This window comes from Clostridium cibarium (genome assembly GCF_014836335.1).
GTDB lineage: Bacteria > Bacillota > Clostridia > Clostridiales > Clostridiaceae > Clostridium > Clostridium cibarium.
This window is the reverse complement of sequence record NZ_JACSRA010000006.1, coordinates 105,934-128,553: the sequence shown is the minus strand read 5'-3', so window position 1 is coordinate 128,553 and position 22,620 is coordinate 105,934. Positions and strand designations below refer to the sequence as shown.

Below are 22,620 nucleotides of genomic sequence, written 5' to 3'. Positions count from 1 at the left end.
AGTAAGAAATAAGGAGGAGAAAGCGATTATGAAAATTACATTAAAAAGAGTATTAGCAGTAATGCCATTATTTTTACTGTTTTTCCTAACTGGCAAAGAAGTAAAAGCTGATACAAATGATGGATTTACTTATCCAAGTGCGTATGGGTGGTGGAATGAGACAGGCTATGATGCTAATAAAATAGCTGAGAGAACAGTTAGTGGAGATTTTAATGGAGATGGAAAAGAAGATGTGGCAGCAATGTATGACTACGGCAACGGAGAAAGTAGGATACATGTGTTTTTGTCAACAGGAAGCTCATTTAGTTATCCAAGTGGATATGGATGGTGGAGTGAGACAGGCTATGATGCAGGAAAATTGAAAGGAAGAATGGTAGCTGGAGATTTTAATGGAGATGGAAAAGACGATATAGCAGGAATGTATGACTATGGCAACGGAGAAAGTAGGATACATGTGTTTTTGTCAACAGGAAGCTCATTTAGCTATCCAAGTGCGTATGGGTGGTGGAATGAGACCGGCTATGATGCAAACAAGATAACAGGAAGAATGGTAGCTGGAGATTTTAATGGAGATGGAAAAGACGATATAGCAGGAATGTATGACTACGGTAATGGAGAAAGTAGGATACATGTATTTTTGTCAACAGGAAGTTCATTTAGTTATCAAAGTGCATATGGATGGTGGAATGAGACCGGCTATGATGCAAACAAGATAACAGGAAGAATGGTAGCTGGAGACTTTAATGGAGATGGAAAAGACGATATAGCAGGAATGTATGACTATGGCAACGGAGAAAGTAGAATACATATGTTTTTATCAACAGGAAGTTCATTTAGCTATCCAAGTGCGTATGGATGGTGGAATGAGACAGGTTATGATGCAAATAAAATAACAGATAGAATGGTAGCTGGAGATTTCAACGGAGATGGAAAAGATGATATAGCAGGAATGTATGACTATGGCAGTGGAGAAAGTAGAATACATATGTTTTTATCAACAGGAAGCTCATTTAGTTATCCAAGTGCATATGGATGGTGGCATGAGACAGGTTATGATGCAAAAAGAGTAGCAGGGAGAATGGTAGCAGGTAATTTTAATGGTACTGGGGGAGAAGATATAGCAACTATATATGATTATGGAAATAGCGAGAGTAGAGTTCATATATTCTTATCAAATAGTACAAGTTCTCCAAGTAGCAAAGCAGATGTGGAAAAGTTGCTTAATGTTGCAAGAAATGAAATAGGATATCATGAAATAGGGAATAACTGGACTAAGTATGGAGCTTGGTATCCAATGCAAAATCAACCTTGGTGCGCTATGTTTGTTAGTTGGTGTGCTAATCAAGCAGGAATATCAACTGATATTATACCAAAACATGCTCTTTGCCAGACTGGAGCAAATTGGTTCATGAATAGAGGATTATGGAATTATAGAGGTAGCTATACTCCAAAGCCAGGAGATATTATCTATTTTTATTATAGTGGAGCAATTAACCATGTAGGTATCGTTGAATCAGTTTCAGATAGTTATGTACAAACAATAGAAGGAAATACTTCTGATCAAGTGGCAAGAAGAACATATAGTTTTGGTGATTCTAGAATTGCAGGATATGGATCACCTCAGTATACAAGTTAGTTTAATTAAAAAGGACAGAACTTAAGGAGTTAATTAAGTTCTGTTTTTTTATATATCTTTATATTGTTTTATAAAATAAAATATGTTAGTATTCAATAAAAATATAGAAAAAACTAGGTGATATATATGGTGTATTGTTTAAAAGATAATATTTTGCAAAAAGATAGTATTGATAGTATAACTTGCGAAAAAAATAAAAAGTATGTTTTTATTTGTAGTTTTAATGAGTTAGAGAACATTAGAGAGAAAATAGGAATAGATAAAGAAATAGCCTTGCAATGTGTTAATGGAATAACATCAAAATTTGAAAGTAATTTTGGGTTTGATTTTATTTCTTTAATGGTTCCACATATAAGCGATCCACTAAGGGATCCATATAGAATATGTGTTTATTTGAATAATAACATATTAGCATTTATTTGTGATAATGAAAAAATTATAACTGATTATATCGGATACATATTTGATGGTAATCAAAAGATTACAAGCATATCAAAAGTTCTTGATATTTTTTTTGATAAACTTACAGTGGAAGATACATATGATCTAGAGAATATTGAGGAAGAAATTTCTGAACTAGAAGAAGGATTAATAAATTCTGTTGACAATGAGTGCTTTAAAGAAATAATGATGTTAAGAAAAAAACTTTTAATACTCAAGAGATATTATGAACAATTTTATAATATAGCTGAAGGTGTAGAAGAAAATGAAAATGGATTAATTGATCAAAAGACTATTAAATCTTTTAAAATGCTTACAAATAGAATTAATAGATTATATGGTTCAGTGATTAATTTAAGAGATTATGTGAGTCAAGTAAGAGAAGCATATCAAGCTCAAGTAGATATAAATCAAAATAATTTAATGAAAGTATTTACTGTTATTACTACTATATTCTTACCTCTTACATTAATTGCTGGATGGTATGGAATGAATTTAAAAATGCCTGAATATGAATATGAATATAGCTATCCAATAGTGATATTTATAAGCATTCTTATAGTTTTGGGATGTATTATTTGCTTTAAAAAGAAAAAGTGGTTTTAGTTGTATAAATAACGGGGTATTATAATAAATTTTATCATATATTTAATTAAAGAGAAATTTTTCGGAAGTATGTGTTATGAGTATGATAAGCAAAATGCTTTACAGAACTACTATATTTGCAGGTGGCCTGTTGGAAAAAAGCTTTAATAAAAAAACAAAGGATCCTCTTAGAGTAAATGAGCATGTTTTGAAAAAAATATTAAAAATGAATGCTAAGAGTGAGATAGGACTAAAATATGATTTTGATCATATTAATTCTGTAGAGCATTTTAAGAAGAAAGTTCCATTAAGCCAATATGAAGATTATGATAATTATATAGAACGAATGGCAAAAGGTGAAAAGAATATTTTAATTTGTGATGATGTAAAGTACTTTGGACATACATCAGGAACTACAGGAAAACAAAAGTTAATTCCATGCACTAAGAAAAGTAGATTAGTAGCTGCAAAGTATATGGCGTTGCTTATTACTAGATTTTCATATAACAATTTTAAAGAAAGTTGGAATTATGGAAAAGGATTAATGATATCAGATATGGTAATGACCACTTATAGTAAGGGAGGAATTCCAATTTGTTCGGCTACTTCTGGAGGAATGAATGGAATAAGTGAAATATTACCTTATTTATATACTTCTCCTGTAGAAGTTATGGAAATAAAAGATAAAGAGGATTCAATATATCTACATCTTCTATTTGCATTGGAGGAAGTTAAACTTTTATATATAAGCGGAGTTTTTATTTCAAATGTTTTAGATTTATTTAGAATTTTAGAAGAAAAACATGAAGATTTAGTCAAAGATATAAGAAGAGGTTATATAAATAAAAAATTAAATTTGGATGAATTTACTAGAAAAAAGATAAATAAATATTTATCATCAAATGCTAGTAGAGCAGATAAGTTAGAAGAAGAATTTAATAAGGGATTTAAAGGGATAAGCAAAAGAATATGGCCAAGTCTTACTTATATTACTACAGTAACAGGAGCAAATTTCAGCATATATGATGATAAGGTGAACTATTATACGGATTCATTACCTATATATTCTCCTGCTTATGGTGCAACAGAAGCTATGATAGGAATTAATCCTTATTCTGATAAAATTAGATATGTAATTTTACCAGATACAGCCTTTTATGAATTTATTCCACTTAATGAATGTGAGAAAAAACAAATTGAAACTTTATGCTTAAATGAAGTAAAAAAGGAAGAAAAATATGAAATTTTAGTTACGAATTATGCTGGTCTTTATAGATATAGAATTGGGGACGTTGTAAAGGTAATTGGGTTTTATAATAATTCTCCTGAAATTGAATTTTTATATAGGAAAAATCAAGTGCTAAATATGGTGGCTGAAAAGACTAATGAGGAACATATAACAAATGCAATAAGGAATACTGTAAAAAAAATGAACTTAAGTTTGGTAGATTATACTACAAAGCCAGATAATTCAATAACTCCTGGAAGATATATTTTTTATTTTGAATTAAAAGATATAATATCGGATTCTAAGAAAAGATTATTACAAGAAGTATTGGATAAAGAAATCAGAGCTTCAAATTTAGCTTATGATAGAGCAAGGAATAATAAACGATTAGGGATTGTGAAAATAATGCTTTTAAAACCAAATACTTTTAAATTAATGAAAGAATCTCTAATTAGTAAAGGTATATCTAAAAATCAAATTAAAATTCCAAGGGTAGTAACCAATAAGGAGTATCTGTTAAAGATTTTAAGTGAAAACCATATTTAAAAATAAAGTGTTTCATATTAGATTTTTAGCATATGATAAACTTGAGAAAATATACATTTGCAAGTGTAATGTTGTTAGTTTATTATATAATATGTAAAAAAGGAGATTGTTTTTATATAGATAAAAGATGAGATCTAAATATTATAATTAGAGTGTACAATTTTACTATATATAAGAGAATAAAGAATAAATTAAGGACATGAGGATGAATTTATATGAAAAATAAATTAAAAAAACCAGAACTTTTAGCTCCAGCAGGTAGTTTAGAAAAATTAAAAATTGCCTTTCAATATGGAGCAGATGCTGTTTATTTTGGTGGGGAGATTTTTTCCTTAAGAGCAGCAGCTAAAAACTTTTCATATGAAGATATGGAAGAAGGGGTTAAGATAGCCCATAATCTTGGAAAAAAAATGTACTGTACAATAAATATAATGCCTAAAAATGAGGATTTGGAAAAATTACCTGAATTTTTGAAAAAGCTTGAGGAAATAGGAATTGATGCTGTCTTAGTATCTGATCTTGGTGTGTTTTCAATGGTAAAGAAACATAGTAATTTACCAATACACATAAGTACACAAGCTAATACAATTAACTATGAAGCATGTAATATGTGGGAAAGCTTTGGAGCTGAACGTGTTGTTTTAGCTAGAGAATGTTCACTTAAAGAAATCAAGGAAATCCGAAAAAATATTTCTGAAGAGTTAGAACTAGAAGTTTTTGTTCATGGATCAATGTGTATTTCCTATTCTGGAAGATGTCTTCTTTCAAGTTATATGGCTGGTAGAGATTCTAATAGAGGTTCATGTGCTCAGTCATGTAGATGGAAATATTCTTTAATGGAGCAAAAGAGGGAAAATGAATATTTCCCAATAGAAGAGGATTCAAATGGTACATATATTATGAATTCAAAGGATTTATGTATGATTGAATATATACCAGAACTTATGGAGGCAGGAATTTCATCATTAAAGATTGAAGGTAGAAATAAGAGTGAATATTATGTAGCTATAATTGTAAATGCATATAGAAAAGCTATTGACTTGTATTATAGTGATCCTGAAAATTATGAATTACCAAATGTATTATTGAATGAAATGTATAAAGTAAGTCATAGAGAATATCATACAGGATTTTTCTTTAGCGAGCCTAAGAGTGAAGGGATAATATATAATACTAATGATCATGTTAGGGAATATGATGTTGTAGCAATTGTACATGAATATGATGAAGAAACTCAAATAGCATTATGTAAACAAAGAAATAAATTTATTTTAGGAGACAAGGTTGAAATTTTATCTCCAAATTCATTTGGTGAATCCTTTGTTATTGAAGAGCTATATAATGAAGATGGAGAAGCTATAGAGACTTGCCCGCATCCTGGAATGATGTGTAAGGTAAGGATACCATTTAAAGTTGAAAAAAATAGTTTTATTAGGAAAGAATTAGTATAAGAATTAGGGGTTTAGAGTTATAACTTTAAACTCCTAATTTATTTAGTGATTTATATATTATCTCAAAATATAAGAATAAGAAATTTATAAAATGAATGTACAAAAATAGGAAAATAGTATATTATATTAATATAGCATACAAAACATATATGACATATAAGTTAATATGCATTGAGAAGAAATAGTAGTATAGTTGAAATTATCAGAGAGAAGTCTTTAAAGCTGAAAGAGATTTTTAATGGATTCTATGTGAATGCATCTTTGAGCACTGCCTCGAATAAGAATTAGTAGATAGCAGCGGGAACTCCCGTTATAGAGTTATAGTATGGTAGTACTAGATAAATGAGATTCTATTAAGTTTGTTTAATAGTAATTAGAGTGGAACCGCGGAATAAACTTCTGCCTCTATATTTTAGAGGTGGAAGTTTTTTGTATTTATATTAATAAAAGAGGAGGAAATTTAAAATGAGTTCAAAAAAATATTTTGACAATATAGCTTCTAGTTGGAATAAGATGAGAAGTGAATATTTCAGAGATGAAGTTAGAGAAAGGATACTTGAGAAGTTAGATGTGCAAAATAAGGTAGTTGGAGATTTAGGGTGTGGTACAGGATTTATATCGCTAGCTCTAGCTAAGAGAAAAGCAAATATAGTTTTTTCAATTGATCAGGCAAGAAACATGCTTAAAGAATTAAAGATGGAAAGTATAAAGCATGGTTATAATAATATATATCCTGTGAAGTCCTTATTAGACGATTTAGTTATATTTGATGAAACTCTCGATGCAATAACAATAAATATGGCACTTCACCATGTTATAAATGCTCAAAAAGCAATAAAAGAAATGTATAGAGTATTAAAAAAGGGAGGGAAAGTTGTAATTTCAGATGTTTATGAGCATAATGGTCAATGGGCGAAAACTGAAATGTTCGATGAGTGGTTAGGATTTAGTAATAATCAAATATATAAGTGGCTTGATAGCAGTGGATTTAAAAATATTTCTATAGAGAATACTGAGCTAAAAGCTAGGGGATATTCTAGTAAAGGTGAATATACAGAAACAGATATTTTTGTGGCTACTGCAATAAAGGGAGGAGATTAAATAAAATCAAGAACCGTTAAAAGTGATAAAAAATATAACTAAAAAAATAAATTGGAATAAAAAAGTAGAATTGTAGTAAAATTCTACTTTTTTCATTAATATAGTTTATGGTATAATGGTTGAAATTTAGAAGGAGGTTTATATGAAAAAGCTATATGAAATATTAGAATATAATATTGATTTTGTACAAAATAAAATTTATGAAAAATATTCCACATCTAAAAATCCTGATAAAAAGATAGTAATTTTATCTTGTATGGATACTAGGTTAACAGATTTATTACCAAAGGCATTAAATCTAAAAAATGGAGATGCTAAGATAATAAAAAATGCAGGTGCAGCAATAATGCACCCTTTTGGAAGTATAATCAGAAGTATAATAGTTGCTATATATGAATTTGAAGTTGATGAAGTATTAGTAATTGGTCATCATGGATGTGGTATGTGTAATTTGGATACTGGAGAGCTAATAAGCAAAATTAAAGACAGAGGAGTATCTGAAGATGTAATAGACACATTATTTCATTCAGGAATTGATATAGAAAAATGGCTTAAAGGATTTGATTCAGTAGAAGATTCAATAAAAGATAGTGTGGAACTAATAAAAAGACATCCATTAACGCCTAAAAATGTTGTTGTACATGGTTTGGTAATATCTCCAGAGACAGGAAAGTTAGATGTGGTTGTTAATGGATATCTCAATAATGAATAAATTATATGACAGACATTAATCTTAGTTTTAAGGTAATGATCTGTTTTTTTTTGTTTTCTATATATTAACATTGACACGGAGAATTATTATTGATATCATATTAAACATATTAAACATATAAGACTTATAAATATTTAAGGAGGAAATTATGGATAGTACATTTTTTACAAAGTTTATTATGATTACTAGTATAAATACATTAGTATTTATTGCAATTTTATTTGGAATATTTTTCGGAATGAGAAAGTTTGAAAAAACAAAAGCTAGCTTTTCAAAGCGTATGATTATATCTACAATAATAGGTTTAGCTCTTGGACTTCTCGTTCAATTAGTTGCAGGATTTCCAGGTGACACTGTTGATGTAAAATGGATAGGTGAGGTTGTTAAGTGGTATAGTTTAGTTGGAAATGGATTTATGGATCTATTAAAGATGTTAGTTGTACCATTAGTATTCCTTTCTATATTAAGAGTAATAATTAATATGAATGCAAAACAAAATTTAGGAAAGCTTACAACAAGGTCTATATTAGTTTTACTTGGGACAACAGCAATCGCTTCTATTGTTGGTATAATAATAGGAAATATATTCAAGCTAGGGGTTGGTGTTGAGGCAGTTGAAGGTAAAGCTGAGATGAAAGATGTCATTTCAATAGTAGACACACTAAGAGGGCTTTTACCAGCTAACCCTGTAAAGGCTATGGCTGATTCTAATATAGTAGCTGTTGTCATATTTGCAGCCTTTATTGGTATCGCAATTAAAAGGTTAAGCGCAAAACATTCAGAAGTTATAAAACCAGCTGTAGATTTGATAGAAGCTTCATACAAAATAATGACAAGCGTTGCTAAAACAGTAATTAGATTTATGCCATATGCCGTAATTCCTTTACTATCAAACACAATTGCAGGAAAAGGCATAGGAGCAATATCAGTTGTTATTAATTTTATTATTGCATTATACGTAAGTGTAGCTGTAATGTTTGTTATACACTTAGTAATAGTTGCGTTAAATGGATTAAATCCAATTAAGTATTTGAAAAATGTTGTAGAACCACTAATTTTAGCCTTTACTTCACGTTCTAGTCTTGGAACATTACCAGTAACTATTGATACTTTAACTAAAAAGGTAGGGGTTGAAAATGGTATTTCAAGTTTTGTTGGAAGTTTAGGGTCTAATATCGGAATGAATGGATGTGCAGCCATATACCCAGCATTAATGTCTGTTACTATTGCTAATATGTCGGGAACGCCAATGGATTTTAGTTTTTACGCTATGCTTGTAGTTATAGTAGTAATTAGTTCGCTTGGTATTGCAGGATTACCAGGGACAGCAATAATGTCAGTATCAGTTGTAATATCAGGTATGGGAATGGGAGCGTATTTCCCACTAGCAGGCGCTATTTTAGCAATAGATCCAATTCTAGATATGGCAAGAACTATGTTAAATGTTAATGATACTATGGTAACCGCAGTTACAGTAAGTAAAAGTTTAAATGAATTAGATAAAGAAGTTTTTGTAGGATAATGTTATATAAAGTAGAAAATTAAATTATTTATTGTTTGCTGTTAGCTAATAGAATAATAAAATGATATACTTGTATTAAAGTAAGGAAGCTTGGACAATTTTTTGCCCAAGCTTCTTTAGTTTTATAAAAATTAATTGCTTTTTTTCTTCTTATTTATTACGGTAATTGCTATTGCCATACTTGAGGCTATTAAAGTTATAATTATTATACAAGTTAATATATTTATATTTGAATTAGTAATGGATTTAGATTCGTCAAGAGAAGATGTATTTGTAGCAATAGCTTCAGTCATATTTCCACCTGAATTATTAGAATCTGAATCATTTAGGATCAATAATACTTGTTCATCCTGCTTATCCTTATCAGATTTTACTATTTTATCTATTTCGCCATTACCATCTTCATCTATTTGCAATTCCGTAGGATTTGATTTATCTGTTGTAGTAAATATTTTTGTTCCTTTCTCTATAGGGATGTTATCAAAGTGTCGTTCTTCTTTTAAATTATTATTTTCATCATACCAAGACATGTCATAATCCATTTTTCCTTTATCAGTTCCATGAAAGGTTACATTACAATTATTATCTTCATCGATAGCAGCCATCTTAATATTTCCGTTTTCGCCTATTCTATCTAAACGACCATATGAGCTAAAGTTAGTTGAAACAGTATCTGAGTTTAATATTTCACCATTTTTATCGATAGTGGCGGTAGTTGGAGAATCAATACGCATAACTATATAAGGTTTTCCATTAGTGATAGTTTTATTTCCTAAAGTGGAAGTTCCCTGTTTTAATATATCTGTTGTCCATTTTATTGGGTTTGAACTATTTACAAGCCCTCCATGAGTAGTTTCAGAAAAATATCTAACATTATTTGAATTGACATTATCTAAGCCACCTATCATTGTAGAAGATAATTTCGGTACTGTTCCATCTCCATTATTTTCATAGACAAGGGAGCTTACATCAATAGAGTCTAAGGTATTGCCATTCTTAAAAACTAAAGAACTAATAGTTTTTTCACCTGTACCAATTGCAAAGTAGGAGTTATTTAATGTGCTTAGTATATTAGAGCCATTTAGTGTAATTCCTTCTTGTTCAGCAACACATGAATCATAAATGTTTTGGAAAATTGTTTTACCATATTCACTATATTTGCTATAATCTATTTGCGAAATATGACTACTGAATAAACCATCTTTGAACTTTGAAGAAAATCCAACTGCATCAAAGTAATTTCTTGTTGGATAAAGTTCAGCTACACCAGAAAAACCTGATTTGACTTTTTTAGTCAAACCACATACACCTAAAGCAAAATCAGTTTTATTCCAATCTTCAGATAAAATTGACCAATTTAATACTGAATTTATAAGTGTAGGGGCTCCTTCATAGGGAGTGCCAAGAGTAATAACTTTATCAATTTTCGAAGTATCTAGAGTCGCGTAATTTGAAGCAACTATTCCGCCCATACTATGGCAAACTAAATCAACTTTAGAGACGTTTAATGTGTTATCTATAAAGTCTTTTAATTGTTCGCCAGCAGATACATTACTTTTTCTAAAATCGTAAGAGAAGAAATATACTTCTCTATCGGGAAATTCATTACAAATAGTATCGACTAAATTCTTGTAGGAATTTTGTGCTCCATATTCTCTTTCACTAGTAGAAAGAGGTACTTGATTTACAACTTTTTTTGTAAATAGAGTTGAAGAAATATTAATGTTTTTTCCTAAATTATAGATGCTATTTTCATCTGAAGGATTTAGTTTAACTACTGGATCCCAAATCTGTACAGTACAATCAGAATCTTTATATAGACGACTTCCCATTATTCCTGGAATTATTATAATTGGAGGAGAGCTGGTTAACTTTTTAGATATTGCATTTAGTTCTGATGATAAACTTTTTATATTATTGGTTTCGTAATAATTTTTAGGAATTATATTTTTAAGAGATTTTTGTAATAAAGAGTTATCATTTTTTGCTGAATTGTTCAAGTAACTCAAAGAATATATTTCATATTTACTAGAAAGATTTTTTATATAACTTGAGATGCTAGATGTATAATTTTCACAAGAATTATATTTATCTTGGGAAGAAAAAGTATTATTTGAAAGTTCATTGTTTAAAATAACAATTGACTTATCAGAATTTGAGGGGCTATTACTAGTAAACAAGTCATTAGATATTTGCAAACATTCGTTAATATCTGTTTCTTCCGAAGTTAATGCAGAAGTTATTCTTTCATTCAATTCCTTGGCATCAGATGTGAAGGAAAGAATATTTTTAGTTTTATCTGCAGTAATTATAGAAATTTTACTATTTGGAGACTTGCTCAAAATATTTTTGCAAAAGTTTGAACAAGCTGTGTTAAATTCTTTTTTTGATTGAGATGGCAAGTTGTTTGATATATCTAGTATAAGCGAAATATCTTTTTCTTTTGTAGTAACTGTAGAAGCTTTAGTAGTTAAATTGAAATTCGTAAATAGTGATAAAAATATAGTTAGTGATAAAAACATTATTATAGTTTTTGTATATTTGTTTTTCAATTTTAATCCCCCTTTTTGGTATATTAATTTATATAAAACTGAATTTCAGCATAATTTTTTGAAAAAAATTACATTATTAATAAATTATACAAAAATTTCAGGAAATATACAAGAGGGTTGCTGGAATTTAACATAAGAATAAAACCTACAAAATGTGAAATTTGTAGGTTTTACTGTATAAATTATTAAAAATGAGGATTGATTTCTTCTTTTTGAATTCTTTTTAAGTCTTTTAATCTCAAATGGGTTTTTTCCATAATTTCATCAAAAGATTCACCAGCAATAATCATTTCCTTAGCTATATTATGTAAAGATTTATTTTCATCCGTACTCATACTATTACCTCCTATCAATATCTATTTTGTGATACACATAGGAATTTATTCATTAATAAATTGTCTTGTTTTTCCCATAATATAGGCAAGTTTTATTATTTCTTTTTCTTCTAGAGTCATTTTCCTTCCATAAATTTTTTCAAATTGATTATATAAAGCAACTAAATTAATAGTTTCTTTTACTGATTTTTTTCGCTTTGAGGATGGATATGAATAAGTTTTAGGCTTGATTTTAGTATAGTTAATATGCTTAAAAACTTCAGAAGTATAGTAAGCGTCATTTAATGCATTGTGGAATTCATTAGTACTAGGTATATTAAAAACGTCAACTGCATTTTTTAATCCAATCTTGCATCCTTTAGGATAGTTACAGTGTTTTGAAGTATATTTTTGAATATCAATATATCTTTTGGGTAAATTTGAATCTGATAAATTATGAAAATTTATGTTTTTTATAAGTTGTTTTATATCATCACTTCCCCATACACCTAAAACTATATCAATAGTACCAATAAAATCTAAAAATTTTTCATATATTTGAGGAAAAGTTTCACATAAATTAACTTCAGAAGTGGTTATGCCTGTTAATTCCTCAACATACGGATGAATAATTAGATGAACAGTAGGTTTAACTAATGCATTAAATGAAGAGATTATTTCTAGGTGTTCATTAAGTTTCAAAGCTCCTATTTGAATTATTTCGAACATTAATGGAGGAGATTTAGCATTTTTGTCGTCAGGATGTCTTTGATTAAATTCTAAGTCAAATATTATATAATTCATTTAAAAATCTCCTAAAGTTAAAAGTCAATTTATAAATAAATATTAAAATAATTTTTCTAATATATCAAGTAAATGAAGAAATATTAAATTTGTTAATTTTATTATGTAATTCTATGAATTATTGTTAATTATAGATTAATAAAGTAAAATAGATTTATAGTATAAAATTGTAAAATGGAAAGTAGGTAATGTCATTATGGTAGATGAAAGGTTAAGTAAACTAGCAAAGTTGTTGGTAAACTATTCAACAGAAGTAAAACCAGGAGATAAAGTTTTCGTTTCTTGCAACGAGATTGCAAATCCTTGGCTTACTGAAATTATTAAAGAAGTTATTAAAGCTGGAGCAAATGTAGAGTACAAGTTAGAATCAGAAGAAGCAAGAAGAATGAAATTAAAATATTCTACAGATGAGCAACTTAAAGAGGAAGGCATTATATTTGAAACTGTATTAGAACAAGTAGATGTTTGGTTAAGTGCTTGGGGATCTAAGAATACTAGAAATAATACTAATATTCCAGCAGAAAAGTTAAAGGCATTTACAATAGGGTCTACAAAGTGGAGAAAAAGTTATTCAGAGAGAATGGGAAACGGTTCACTAAGATGGTGTGGAACTCAATATCCTACAAATGCAGATGCTCAGGAAGCATCTATGAGTCTGGAGGAATATGAGGATTTTGTATATGGAGCAGGGCTATTAGATAAGGATGATCCTGTAGCAGAATGGAAAAAAATCAGTGCTAAGCAAGAGTTATGGGTAAAATATTTAAATACAAAAAGTGAGTTACATATAATTTCCGAAGGAACAGATATAACAGTAGGAATAAAGGGAAGAAAGTGGATTAATTGTGATGGGAAGGTAAACTTTCCTGATGGAGAGATATTTACATCACCTATTGAAGATAGTATAAATGGGCATATTAAGTTTTCTTTTCCAGGAATATATGTAGGGAAAGAGATTGAAGGAATAGAGCTTGAAGTAAAGGATGGTAAAGTAATATCTGCTAAGGCAGAGAAGGGCCAGGATCTTTTACAAACTTTATTAGAAACTGATGAAGGGTCAAGTTTTTTTGGTGAGGTTGCAATAGGAACTAATTATGGAATTAAAAAGTTTACAAGAAATATGCTTTTTGATGAGAAGATAGGCGGAACTATTCATATGGCAATAGGAGATTCCATGCCAGAAGCAGGTGGAAAAAATAGGTCTCCATTACATTGGGATATGCTTTGTGATATGAGAAATGGTGGAGAAATATATGCAGATGGCGAATTATTCTATAAGAATGGTCATTTAATTGAAGAAGTATTAAAGAATAGATAAAAAGTTTGGGGTGGAGAGATGGCAGTAAAGTTAGTGACAGATAGCACAAGTTATATTCCAAAGGAATTAGTTGAAAAATATGATATTTCCGTGGTATCACTTAATGTGATTTTAAATGGGAAAAGCTATAAAGAAGTAGAATTGAATAATGAAGAATTTTATAAGGAAATGGATGTATCGGAAGATATACCAACATCATCTCAACCAGGAATAGATGATTTAGTAAAGGCTTTTAAAGAAAAGGTAAGTAAAGGGCATGATGTTGTTGGAATATTTTTATCTTCAAGGATGAGTGGAACATTTTCAAGTTCACATCTTGTAAAAGAGATGGTCCTTGAAGATTATCCAAATGCAAAAATAGAGATTATAGATTCTATGACCAATTGCATGCAAATGGGTTTTGAAGTTTTACAAGCAGCTAGGATTGCAAGTGAGGGAAGAGAAATAGGTGAAGTAGTATCAGCAGCCTTAAAAGTAAGAGAAAATAGCAGATTTTTATTTGTACCTGAAACACTAAAATATTTAAAAAAAGGTGGCAGAATAGGAGGGGCATCTGCATTGCTTGGAACAATACTTCAAATAAGGCCGATATTAACTGTAGAAAATGGGGAAACTACAGTTTTTGATAAGGTAAGAACTAAGAAAAAAGCTGTTGAGGTTATAGTTAATAAAGTTCTTTCGGATATTCAGAATAGAGAGCTTGGAGGAATTATTATTCACCATATTAACTGTGAAGATGAAGGTAAAGAACTCGCTAAAAGAATTAGTGAAAAATTAGATGTACCAGTTAGAGTTCAATATATTGGTCCTATTATTGGATTGCATGTTGGGCCAGGAAGCATTGGAGTTGCATATTATACTAAAAAATAGAGAAATATATTGGTCAGGATGAGTTAAAGAGGCAGGTAATCGAATTATATTTTTGATTACGTGCTTTTTTAATAAATAGTAGCTTTCATAGATAAGTAAATATAAGAAATTATAGGCTTAGTGAAGGTCAAGAAAATTGACAAAATAAATGTTAGTTTTATATTATAATAAGAGAAATATTATAGAATTATTTAAGGTACATTAGATGTTATGTTATAAAAGGAGTTAACTAATGAAAGATTATTTAAGTAACGTGAGTTTAATAGATTTAGTGAGTGAAAAACAACAAGAACTTCGTGTAAAGATTGTAAACATTGGGGAAGAAAGATGGGGGGAAAGCGTGACTCAGAGTGAATCTAATATGTTAGCTGTAATAGAAAAAGAGAATATGACAATAGCAGAAGCTGCTAGAAAGATTAATGTGTCGCGTCAGGCCGCTCATAAGTGTGTTCAAGGGTTAATAACTAGAGGGTATATTAATACTACTTCTATAGAAGGAAATCAAAGAAATAAGTTAATTGTCCTAACAGATAAGGGAAAAAAATATTGTAATGAGATGATTGTAATAAAAAGGGAAGTAGAAGAGGAAATTGAAGAAAGCATAGGGAAAGCTAATATAGAGCTTTTAAGACAATGTCTCAATTCAAAATGGTTTTAGTGTTGAACATAACATTTTTAGTGAGGTAAAAATATGAAGAAAGATTTAGATATAGAAGAGTTCATAAAAAAATATCCGTATATTGAACCGATAATTACCAAAAACAGCATAAATGTTGAGAGATTAAAGAAAATTTATAGTGATTACATAGGATATAAAATCTCTTATGAAAATCAAGCTGATTTTATAGCTAATATTTTACGTTCTCAAAGTATGGTACATTCAGTAAAGTCTAGAATTAAAGATCCAGATAGGTTAATAGAAAAAATTGTTAGAAAGACAGAGGATAGAAAAGAAAAGTATGATAATAACTTCCAATTTGATGTTAATAATTATAAAGAAGAAATAAATGATTTAATAGGAATAAGAGTTATCCACATATTTAAAGATCAATGGCAAGATATTCATGAGTTTATAATTAAAACATGGAAAGTTATTGAAGTAACAGCAAATGTAAGAGAAGGAGATAATACTGAAATATTTAAAGAACTAGGTATTGAAGTTAGATCAAGGGTATCTGGATATCGATCAGTTCATTATTTAGTAGAATTTTATCCTACTAGTAAAAAGGTAATTGCAGAAATTCAAGTGAGAACAATATTTGAAGAAGGTTATGGAGAAATAGATCATAGTTTACGATATTCTCATAATGAGATTCCAGAATTACTGCAAGCAAATTTGCTATTATTCAATAGAATTGTTGGAAGTGCAGATGAAATGGCTTCATTAATTAATGGACTCAGTAAAGAATGGTGTAATAAAGAAAAGTATTATAAAAATTTGGTTGAAGAACAAAGTTTAGAAATAGAAAGATTAAATAAGTTAATAAGTAAAGGGAGTAAATAACTGGGGGGAAGATATTGAATTTTAAAAATATTAATGAGTATAAAACAAGTTTAAAGAAAATCACAATAGAAAATAAAGTTATTAGAGAAATAAGAGAATATACAAAAATAATTGAATTAAATCCTGAAGATGAAGAGGCATATAACAGTAGAGGAATATGTTATGATGAAATAGGAGAGCATCATAAAGCTATTGAGGATTTTAATAAAGCAATTGAAATTCATTCAAGTTATTATGAGGCATATAATAACAGAGGTTTATGCTATGAAAATATGGGGGAATATCATAGAGCTATAGCTGATTATAGTAAGTCTTTGGAGATATCAGCAGAAGACGAAGAATCATACTATAATAGAGCTGTTTCGTATGAGAATATAGGCGAATATACGAAAGCAATAGAAGATTATTCTATAGTTTTAGAGTTAGATCCGGGAGATGAAGAATCTTACAACAATAGAGGGATATGCTATATTAATTTAAATGAGTATGAAAAAGCAATTGAAGATTTTACAAGTTTAATTAAGTTAAATCCTGATAATAAAGAGGCATATTATAACAGAGGCATAGCTTATGAAACTATAAATAAATATGAAGAAGCGGTAAATGATTATTCAAAAGTTTTAGAGTTTGATCCTTATGATAGAGATGCTAATGTTAATATAGAAGTATGCTATAAAAATATAAAAAGATAGTTGGTGTATTATGATTTATAAAATATTTGGTGATAAAATAGTTGTGCGTTTAGAAAAAGGAGAAGAGGTTGTTGCTTCTATTAAGGAATTATGTAAAAAAGAAAATATAAAAGCAGGATCGATTTCAGCTTTAGGAGCAACAAATCATGTTGTTATAGGTATTTATAAGGTTGATGAGCAAAAGTATTACTCAAATACGTTTGATGAAGATCTAGAAATTACTAGTTTAACAGGGAATATATCTGTAATGGATGATGAACCATATTTACATATACATGCTACATTGGGAAATATAAAAGGTCAATGTATAGGAGGGCACTTGAACGAAGCTAGAATTAGTGCTACTTGCGAAATAATTATACAAAAAATAGATGGACAGGTAGAAAGAAAGTTTGATGAAAGTATTGGACTTAATGTTATAGAATTTTAAGTATATTATGTTGTATAATATTTTTTATGAAAACCAATTTTCATAGATATGTGGTGGATATATAGATTAAATAATAATTTAATTTATTATTTTGAATCAAAAGGAGAGAATAAAATGAACAATAATAAAGTGAAACCCAGTATATTACCAGGATTCATGGAATTACTACCAAAAGAGCAACAAAAATTTAATGATATAGTCAATAAGATTACAAAGGTGTATGAGGAAAATGGATGTCTTCCAATGGATACACCAATAATAGAAAAATCAGAAGTTTTACTTGCAAAGTCAGCAGGTGAAACAGAAAAGCAAGTATATAGATTTAATAAAGGAAGCAATGATTTATCTTTAAGATTTGATTTAACTGTACCTTTAGCTAGATATGTAGCTCAATATTTTAATGATTTAAATTTCCCATTTAAGAGATATCAAGTTGGAAAGGTATATAGAGGAGAGAGAAATCAAAGAGGTAGGTATAGAGAATTCTATCAATGCGATTTGGATATTATAGGAAATGAAAAACTTAGCATTAGTAATGATGCATTAGTAATAAGTATGGTTTCAAAGGGATTTAAAGCTATCGGATTAAAGGATTATAAGTTTCAAATAAGTAATAGAAAAATTTTATCATCAATATTAACGGAGATAGGCGTTAATGAAATAACTGAGGTTATGATCTTGATAGATAAGTATGATAAAATTGGCAAAGAAGAATTTGAAAAAAATCTTAATGATTTAATTGGTGAAGAGAAGAGTAGTTATATAACAAATGTTATGAATATAGCTGGTAGTAATGAGAAGATTTTAGAAGAGCTTAAAAGCTTAAATTTAGAAAGCGAAAAATTTAGATCTGGGATAGAAGAGCTAGAAAACGTAATTAATATGTTAAGTATTCTAGGAGTAGAAGAAGATGAATATTTAATAAATTTAAAAATAATTAGAGGATTAGATTATTATACAGGAACAGTTTTTGAAACTTTCTTGATAGGAAATGAAGGATATGGTTCAATATGTTCAGGAGGAAGATATGATAATTTAGCTCAAAACTATACTGATAGATTATTACCTGGAGTAGGAATATCTATAGGACTAACTAGGTTATTTTTTGTTCTTGGAGAAATTGGATTCTTAGATAATTATGTGGTGAAAAATCCAGTTGAATATTTGATTCTTCCAATAGGAGATACTTTGAATTATTGTGGAGAAATTTTTAGAAAATTAGAAGCTGAAGGAAAAACTTCTCAAATATATTTAGAAGATGGAAAGTTAAAGAAAAAGATGAATTATGCTGATAAATTAGGTATTAACAAAGTTATACTAGTAGGTGAGGATGAGGCTGCTAGCAAGCTAGTTAAGATTAAAGATATGGTTAGTGGAGAAGAAAGTATTAAGGGATTTAGTGAAATATAATTAAAGAAAAAGAGCCTATTAAAATTTCATTTTATGGATTTTAGTAGGTTCTTTTTTTTAGAATGTGAACTTACATAAAATATTATACTGGAATTATAAAGAATAGTTTACGCTTATGATTAGTTTCCATAAGAGTTATATATGTTACCACTAGGATTATTTATCAATATATAGAAAGTATCTACTAAAAGGAAATCGAAAAAATTGCATATAATTATAATGATAGAACTATAGAAAAAAAATTGTTTAATGAAATAAATAGAATTAATTTTCTAGATATAAAAAGGAGTGGTACATATGAAAAAAAAGTTAATTGCTATAGCAATAGCAACTTTATTATTAGAGCAAATAGGAATTACTACTTATGCAACAGTCCGTAATGATAACACAGGTTACTCTTATTCGAATTATGATAATGCTAATACTTCAACTAGCAGGAGAAATATATTAAGAAAAAAGGGATTGATAAGATTTCTTTTTGAAGGTAATTATGACAATATTGTTGGTGGTATTAGAGAATTTTTTACTCAGGCATATGCAAATAATAATGTACAAGGCAACAATACTGCAGAAGGAAATCAAAACAATAATGTTTTACAAGATGATTTTAATCAAGATATAGGTAATAGTATAAAAGAAAATCAAAATACAACAGATAATACAGAAAATGCACCAACTGTTCCACAAGTAACAGAGACAGATGAAAATAAGCAAAACACACAATTGGTACCACAAACACCAACTGAGCAACCAGCTCCAACACAGCCAGCAGAACCTAAACAGCCAGCAGCACAAACACCAATACCTAAGCAGGTGACACCAAATCAACCTTCACAGAAGGCAGTAACACCAAGTACACCTACACCAGCACCTAGTCAGACACAACCTAAGGCGCCTGCAAATCAAAATACTAGCGATAAGTTTATGGCTCAAGTTGAGCAAATGATATTTACTAGAGTAAATCAGGAAAGAGCAAAGGCTGGAGTAGCAACGCTATCATATAGTACAACAATGGAAAAGTATGCTAGAATTAAGTCACAGGATATGGGGGATAGAGCATATTTTAGACATGAGGATCCAGAAGGAAATCTTATGACAACTAGAATGCAAAAAGATGGTGTTAGATATAGTGCTTGGGGAGAAAATATTGCCTATATTGGAGGGGTATCTGATGCTAATGCTTTAGCAAACCAATTTATGAACAACTGGATGAATTCTCCAGGACATAGAGCTAACATTTTGTCTGATAAGTTTACAGGTATAGGAGTAGGTATTTATAAAGTTGGAAATAAAGTTTATGCAACACAAGAATTTGTTAGATAAATAGTAAGACACGGTATTATCTTTTATATAGAAAATGCCGTGTCAATATATTTTTAATCTAATTTATTAAATTAATTTTTGTAAAAAATTATCCATAGATTCAGAAATTTTCTTTGCAGCTACTACAGCCTCAATAACAGTACTAGCACCATGAGCTACATCACCACAAGCAAATACTCCATCACGAGTTGTTTGTCCATATTCATCAGTAAGAAGTAATCCACCCTTCTTGATTTCTAGACCTTCATTATTTTTGATTATAGTATTTCTTGGAACTTGGCCAACTGCAATTAAAACAGTATCACACTTGTATAGTTTTTCAGTTCCTTTAACAGATACAATGGAAGTACTTCCATCATCATTTTGAATTTTTTCAGTATCAATTAGAATAATGCCTTCATCAACTATTTTTACAGGAGCTTTAAAGGTGTTAAAGATTACATCTTCATCTTTTGCTTCCTGAATTTCATGCTTTGTGGCAGGCATATCTTCAAAATCACGTCTATAAGCTATGCTTACATTTTTTGCCCCATAATATTTAGCTGTTCTTGCAGCATCCATAGCAACATTACCAGCTCCTAATACGATAATATTATCACCAATATCGTATAATTTTGGACTTCTTAAATAATCGATAGCATAGTGTACGTGTCCAAGACTTTCACCACTAATTCCTAAAGTTTTTGGATTCCAAACTCCTGTACCTATAAATATAGATTTATAGCCATCTTCAAATAATTTATCTAATGTTGTTATTGGGCCTACTACAGAATTAATCTTAATTTTTACGCCTAATTGTTTTAAGTGTTTTTCAAGAAGTGTTATATAAGTTTTTGGTAACCTAAAGGCAGGAATACCATAAGTTAAAATACCACCAATTTTTTCATTTTTTTCAAAGATAGTAACTTCATACCCTTTAAGAGCTAATTCAAAAGCTGCTGTTATACCAGCAGGACCTGATCCGACTACGGCAACTTTTATTCCATTACTTTTAGGTTTTTCAAAATTAACATTTTCTAAGTAACTAGTAGAAATATCTTTTTCAATATCATGAAAACGTACAGGTTCTCCTTTTATCCCTTTAATACAATTACCTCTACATTGATCTTCATGAGGACATACTATTGCACATAGAGCAGATAATGGATTGTTCTCGAAAAGTATCTTTCCAGCTTCTTTGATTTTATCTTCTTTGTAAAGAGTTATGATTTCAGGGATTGGAGTATTAATTGGACAATTTTTTTGACATCTAGGGTTCTTACATATAAGGCATTTATTTGCCTCATTTAAAATATTATTCATTTGCTCACCTACCTATCTGTTATGATATCATTTGTTTTGAATAAATATCACCTTTTGTATATAATAAAATATACAAGAAATTAAATCAACCAATAAAAAATATTTGTTAGGAGGATATTAGTTGAAAAGGGCACAAATTAAGGGAATAAAGTCTAAAAGGTTAAGAAAACTATTATTTCTAATAACTTGTATACTAGTTGTGGCTGTTGGAGGAATTATATTTTGGATGAGTAGATCCTATGATTATAAAAGTATTGCAGCTATGGCACTAAAAAGTAATGATTCTATAAAAGTTACAGATGATAATTTTATAGTTTTTACTCCAGAGAATAAAACTCCTACAAAAGGATTTGTTTTTTATCCAGGAGCAAAGGTAGAAGCAGAGGCATATTCCCCGCTATGTAAAAAGATAGCAGAGGCTGGCTATAAAGTGGTAATAGTTAAAATGCCGTTAAATTTTGCTATATTTTCACCAGATAAAGCGGATGAAGTTATCAATTTATATTCAGATATAGATGAATGGGCTATTGGTGGACATTCTCTTGGTGGAGTAATGGCAAGCAAATATGCATCAAATCAAGAAAAGATAAAGGGAATAGTGTTATATGCTTCTTATCCAGAAGGTGATGAACTAGAAGGAGTAGATAAAAAAGTATTAAGTATATGGGGAAATAATGATGGTGTTGCAGATTTAAATAAAGTAAAAGGAGCAAAACTTCCAAAAGATGCTGAATTTGTTGAAATAGAAGGAGGAAACCATGCACAATTTGGTGATTATGGAGTTCAATCTGGTGATAGTAAAGCAACAATAGGTAATGAAGAGCAAATGGATATAGCAGCTAAAAAAACAATAGAAATGTTAAATAGACTTTAAAGAAT

The 22,620-nt window shown here is 29.3% G+C and carries 20 protein-coding genes and 1 other annotated feature; of the genes, 16 read left to right on the top strand and 4 right to left on the bottom strand.

Going from position 1 to position 22,620, the window contains the following annotated elements; translation table 11 throughout:
• The first annotated feature begins 28 nt into the window (after positions 1-28).
• From H9661_RS05440 to H9661_RS05410, 7 genes are all read left to right on the top strand, one after another.
• Positions 29-1,636 (top strand): FG-GAP-like repeat-containing protein, encoded by a 1,608-nt coding sequence (locus H9661_RS05440; protein WP_191767895.1) that lies wholly within the window; start codon positions 29-31, stop codon positions 1,634-1,636.
• 126 nt (positions 1,637-1,762) lie between these two features.
• The gene (locus H9661_RS05435) at positions 1,763-2,683 is read left to right on the top strand and encodes a magnesium transporter CorA family protein (protein WP_143316721.1); all 921 of its coding nucleotides are present in this window, start codon (positions 1,763-1,765) and stop codon (positions 2,681-2,683) included.
• A gap of 76 nt (positions 2,684-2,759) precedes the next feature.
• On the top strand, positions 2,760-4,436 hold the full coding sequence (locus H9661_RS05430) for a GH3 auxin-responsive promoter family protein (RefSeq protein ID WP_191767894.1): 1,677 nt from the start codon (positions 2,760-2,762) through the stop codon (positions 4,434-4,436).
• A gap of 215 nt (positions 4,437-4,651) precedes the next feature.
• Positions 4,652-5,887 (top strand): peptidase U32 family protein, encoded by a 1,236-nt coding sequence (locus H9661_RS05425; RefSeq protein WP_143316723.1) that lies wholly within the window; start codon positions 4,652-4,654, stop codon positions 5,885-5,887.
• 162 nt (positions 5,888-6,049) lie between these two features.
• Positions 6,050-6,297, top strand: a binding site (T-box leader).
• Positions 6,298-6,352: 55 nt separating this feature from the next.
• Positions 6,353-6,988 carry a class I SAM-dependent methyltransferase gene (locus H9661_RS05420; RefSeq protein ID WP_143316724.1) on the top strand — a complete coding sequence of 212 codons (636 nt, stop codon included), beginning with the start codon at positions 6,353-6,355 and terminating at the stop codon, positions 6,986-6,988.
• Positions 6,989-7,130: 142 nt separating this feature from the next.
• Positions 7,131-7,700, top strand: a complete 570-nt coding sequence (locus H9661_RS05415; protein WP_143316725.1) for a beta-class carbonic anhydrase — start codon at positions 7,131-7,133, stop codon at positions 7,698-7,700.
• 148 nt (positions 7,701-7,848) lie between these two features.
• Positions 7,849-9,222: a cation:dicarboxylate symporter family transporter gene (locus H9661_RS05410; RefSeq protein ID WP_191767893.1), complete on the top strand. Its 1,374-nt coding sequence runs from the start codon at positions 7,849-7,851 to the stop codon at positions 9,220-9,222.
• A gap of 131 nt (positions 9,223-9,353) precedes the next feature.
• Here the strand turns inward: H9661_RS05410 and H9661_RS05405 are convergent, their stop codons facing one another.
• The 3 genes from H9661_RS05405 to H9661_RS05395 form a co-directional block, all read right to left on the bottom strand.
• Positions 9,354-11,774: a PGAP1-like alpha/beta domain-containing protein gene (locus H9661_RS05405; protein ID WP_191767892.1), complete on the bottom strand. Its 2,421-nt coding sequence runs from the start codon at positions 11,772-11,774 to the stop codon at positions 9,354-9,356.
• 185 nt (positions 11,775-11,959) lie between these two features.
• Entirely contained in the window at positions 11,960-12,109 is a 150-nt protein-coding gene (locus H9661_RS05400; RefSeq protein ID WP_185966798.1) for a hypothetical protein, read from the bottom strand.
• A 45-nt stretch (positions 12,110-12,154) separates the two neighbouring features.
• Positions 12,155-12,892 (bottom strand): 3'-5' exonuclease, encoded by a 738-nt coding sequence (locus tag H9661_RS05395; RefSeq protein ID WP_191767891.1) that lies wholly within the window; start codon positions 12,890-12,892, stop codon positions 12,155-12,157.
• A 196-nt stretch (positions 12,893-13,088) separates the two neighbouring features.
• Here H9661_RS05395 and H9661_RS05390 point away from each other — a divergent pair, with 196 nt between their 5' ends.
• The 8 genes from H9661_RS05390 (at position 13,089) to H9661_RS19540 (ending at position 20,439) form a co-directional block, all read left to right on the top strand.
• Positions 13,089-14,210: an aminopeptidase gene (locus tag H9661_RS05390; RefSeq protein WP_191767890.1), complete on the top strand. Its 1,122-nt coding sequence runs from the start codon at positions 13,089-13,091 to the stop codon at positions 14,208-14,210.
• Positions 14,211-14,228: 18 nt separating this feature from the next.
• Positions 14,229-15,080 carry a DegV family protein gene (locus H9661_RS05385; protein ID WP_191767889.1) on the top strand — a complete coding sequence of 284 codons (852 nt, stop codon included), beginning with the start codon at positions 14,229-14,231 and terminating at the stop codon, positions 15,078-15,080.
• Between the two features lie 232 nt (positions 15,081-15,312).
• Entirely contained in the window at positions 15,313-15,738 is a 426-nt protein-coding gene (locus H9661_RS05380) for a MarR family transcriptional regulator (protein WP_143316731.1), read from the top strand.
• Between the two features lie 33 nt (positions 15,739-15,771).
• A complete protein-coding gene (locus H9661_RS05375) occupies positions 15,772-16,584 on the top strand; it encodes a RelA/SpoT domain-containing protein (RefSeq protein WP_143316732.1) in 813 nt (270 codons plus the stop codon).
• 14 nt (positions 16,585-16,598) lie between these two features.
• A complete protein-coding gene (locus H9661_RS05370; protein WP_185966799.1) occupies positions 16,599-17,276 on the top strand; it encodes a tetratricopeptide repeat protein in 678 nt (225 codons plus the stop codon).
• A gap of 10 nt (positions 17,277-17,286) precedes the next feature.
• Positions 17,287-17,706 carry a PPC domain-containing DNA-binding protein gene (locus tag H9661_RS05365; protein ID WP_143316734.1) on the top strand — a complete coding sequence of 140 codons (420 nt, stop codon included), beginning with the start codon at positions 17,287-17,289 and terminating at the stop codon, positions 17,704-17,706.
• A gap of 114 nt (positions 17,707-17,820) precedes the next feature.
• On the top strand, positions 17,821-19,116 hold the full coding sequence (gene hisS, locus H9661_RS05360; RefSeq protein WP_143316735.1) for a histidine--tRNA ligase: 1,296 nt from the start codon (positions 17,821-17,823) through the stop codon (positions 19,114-19,116).
• Positions 19,117-19,413: 297 nt separating this feature from the next.
• Entirely contained in the window at positions 19,414-20,439 is a 1,026-nt protein-coding gene (locus H9661_RS19540) for a CAP domain-containing protein (protein ID WP_243129601.1), read from the top strand.
• Between the two features lie 66 nt (positions 20,440-20,505).
• On the opposite strand, the gene H9661_RS05350 is transcribed toward H9661_RS19540, so the two are convergent.
• Positions 20,506-21,741: an NAD(P)-dependent oxidoreductase gene (locus tag H9661_RS05350; RefSeq protein ID WP_143316736.1), complete on the bottom strand. Its 1,236-nt coding sequence runs from the start codon at positions 21,739-21,741 to the stop codon at positions 20,506-20,508.
• Between the two features lie 121 nt (positions 21,742-21,862).
• Here H9661_RS05350 and H9661_RS05345 point away from each other — a divergent pair, with 121 nt between their 5' ends.
• Entirely contained in the window at positions 21,863-22,615 is a 753-nt protein-coding gene (locus H9661_RS05345) for an alpha/beta hydrolase (protein ID WP_243240342.1), read from the top strand.
• Positions 22,616-22,620: the final 5 nt, after the last annotated feature.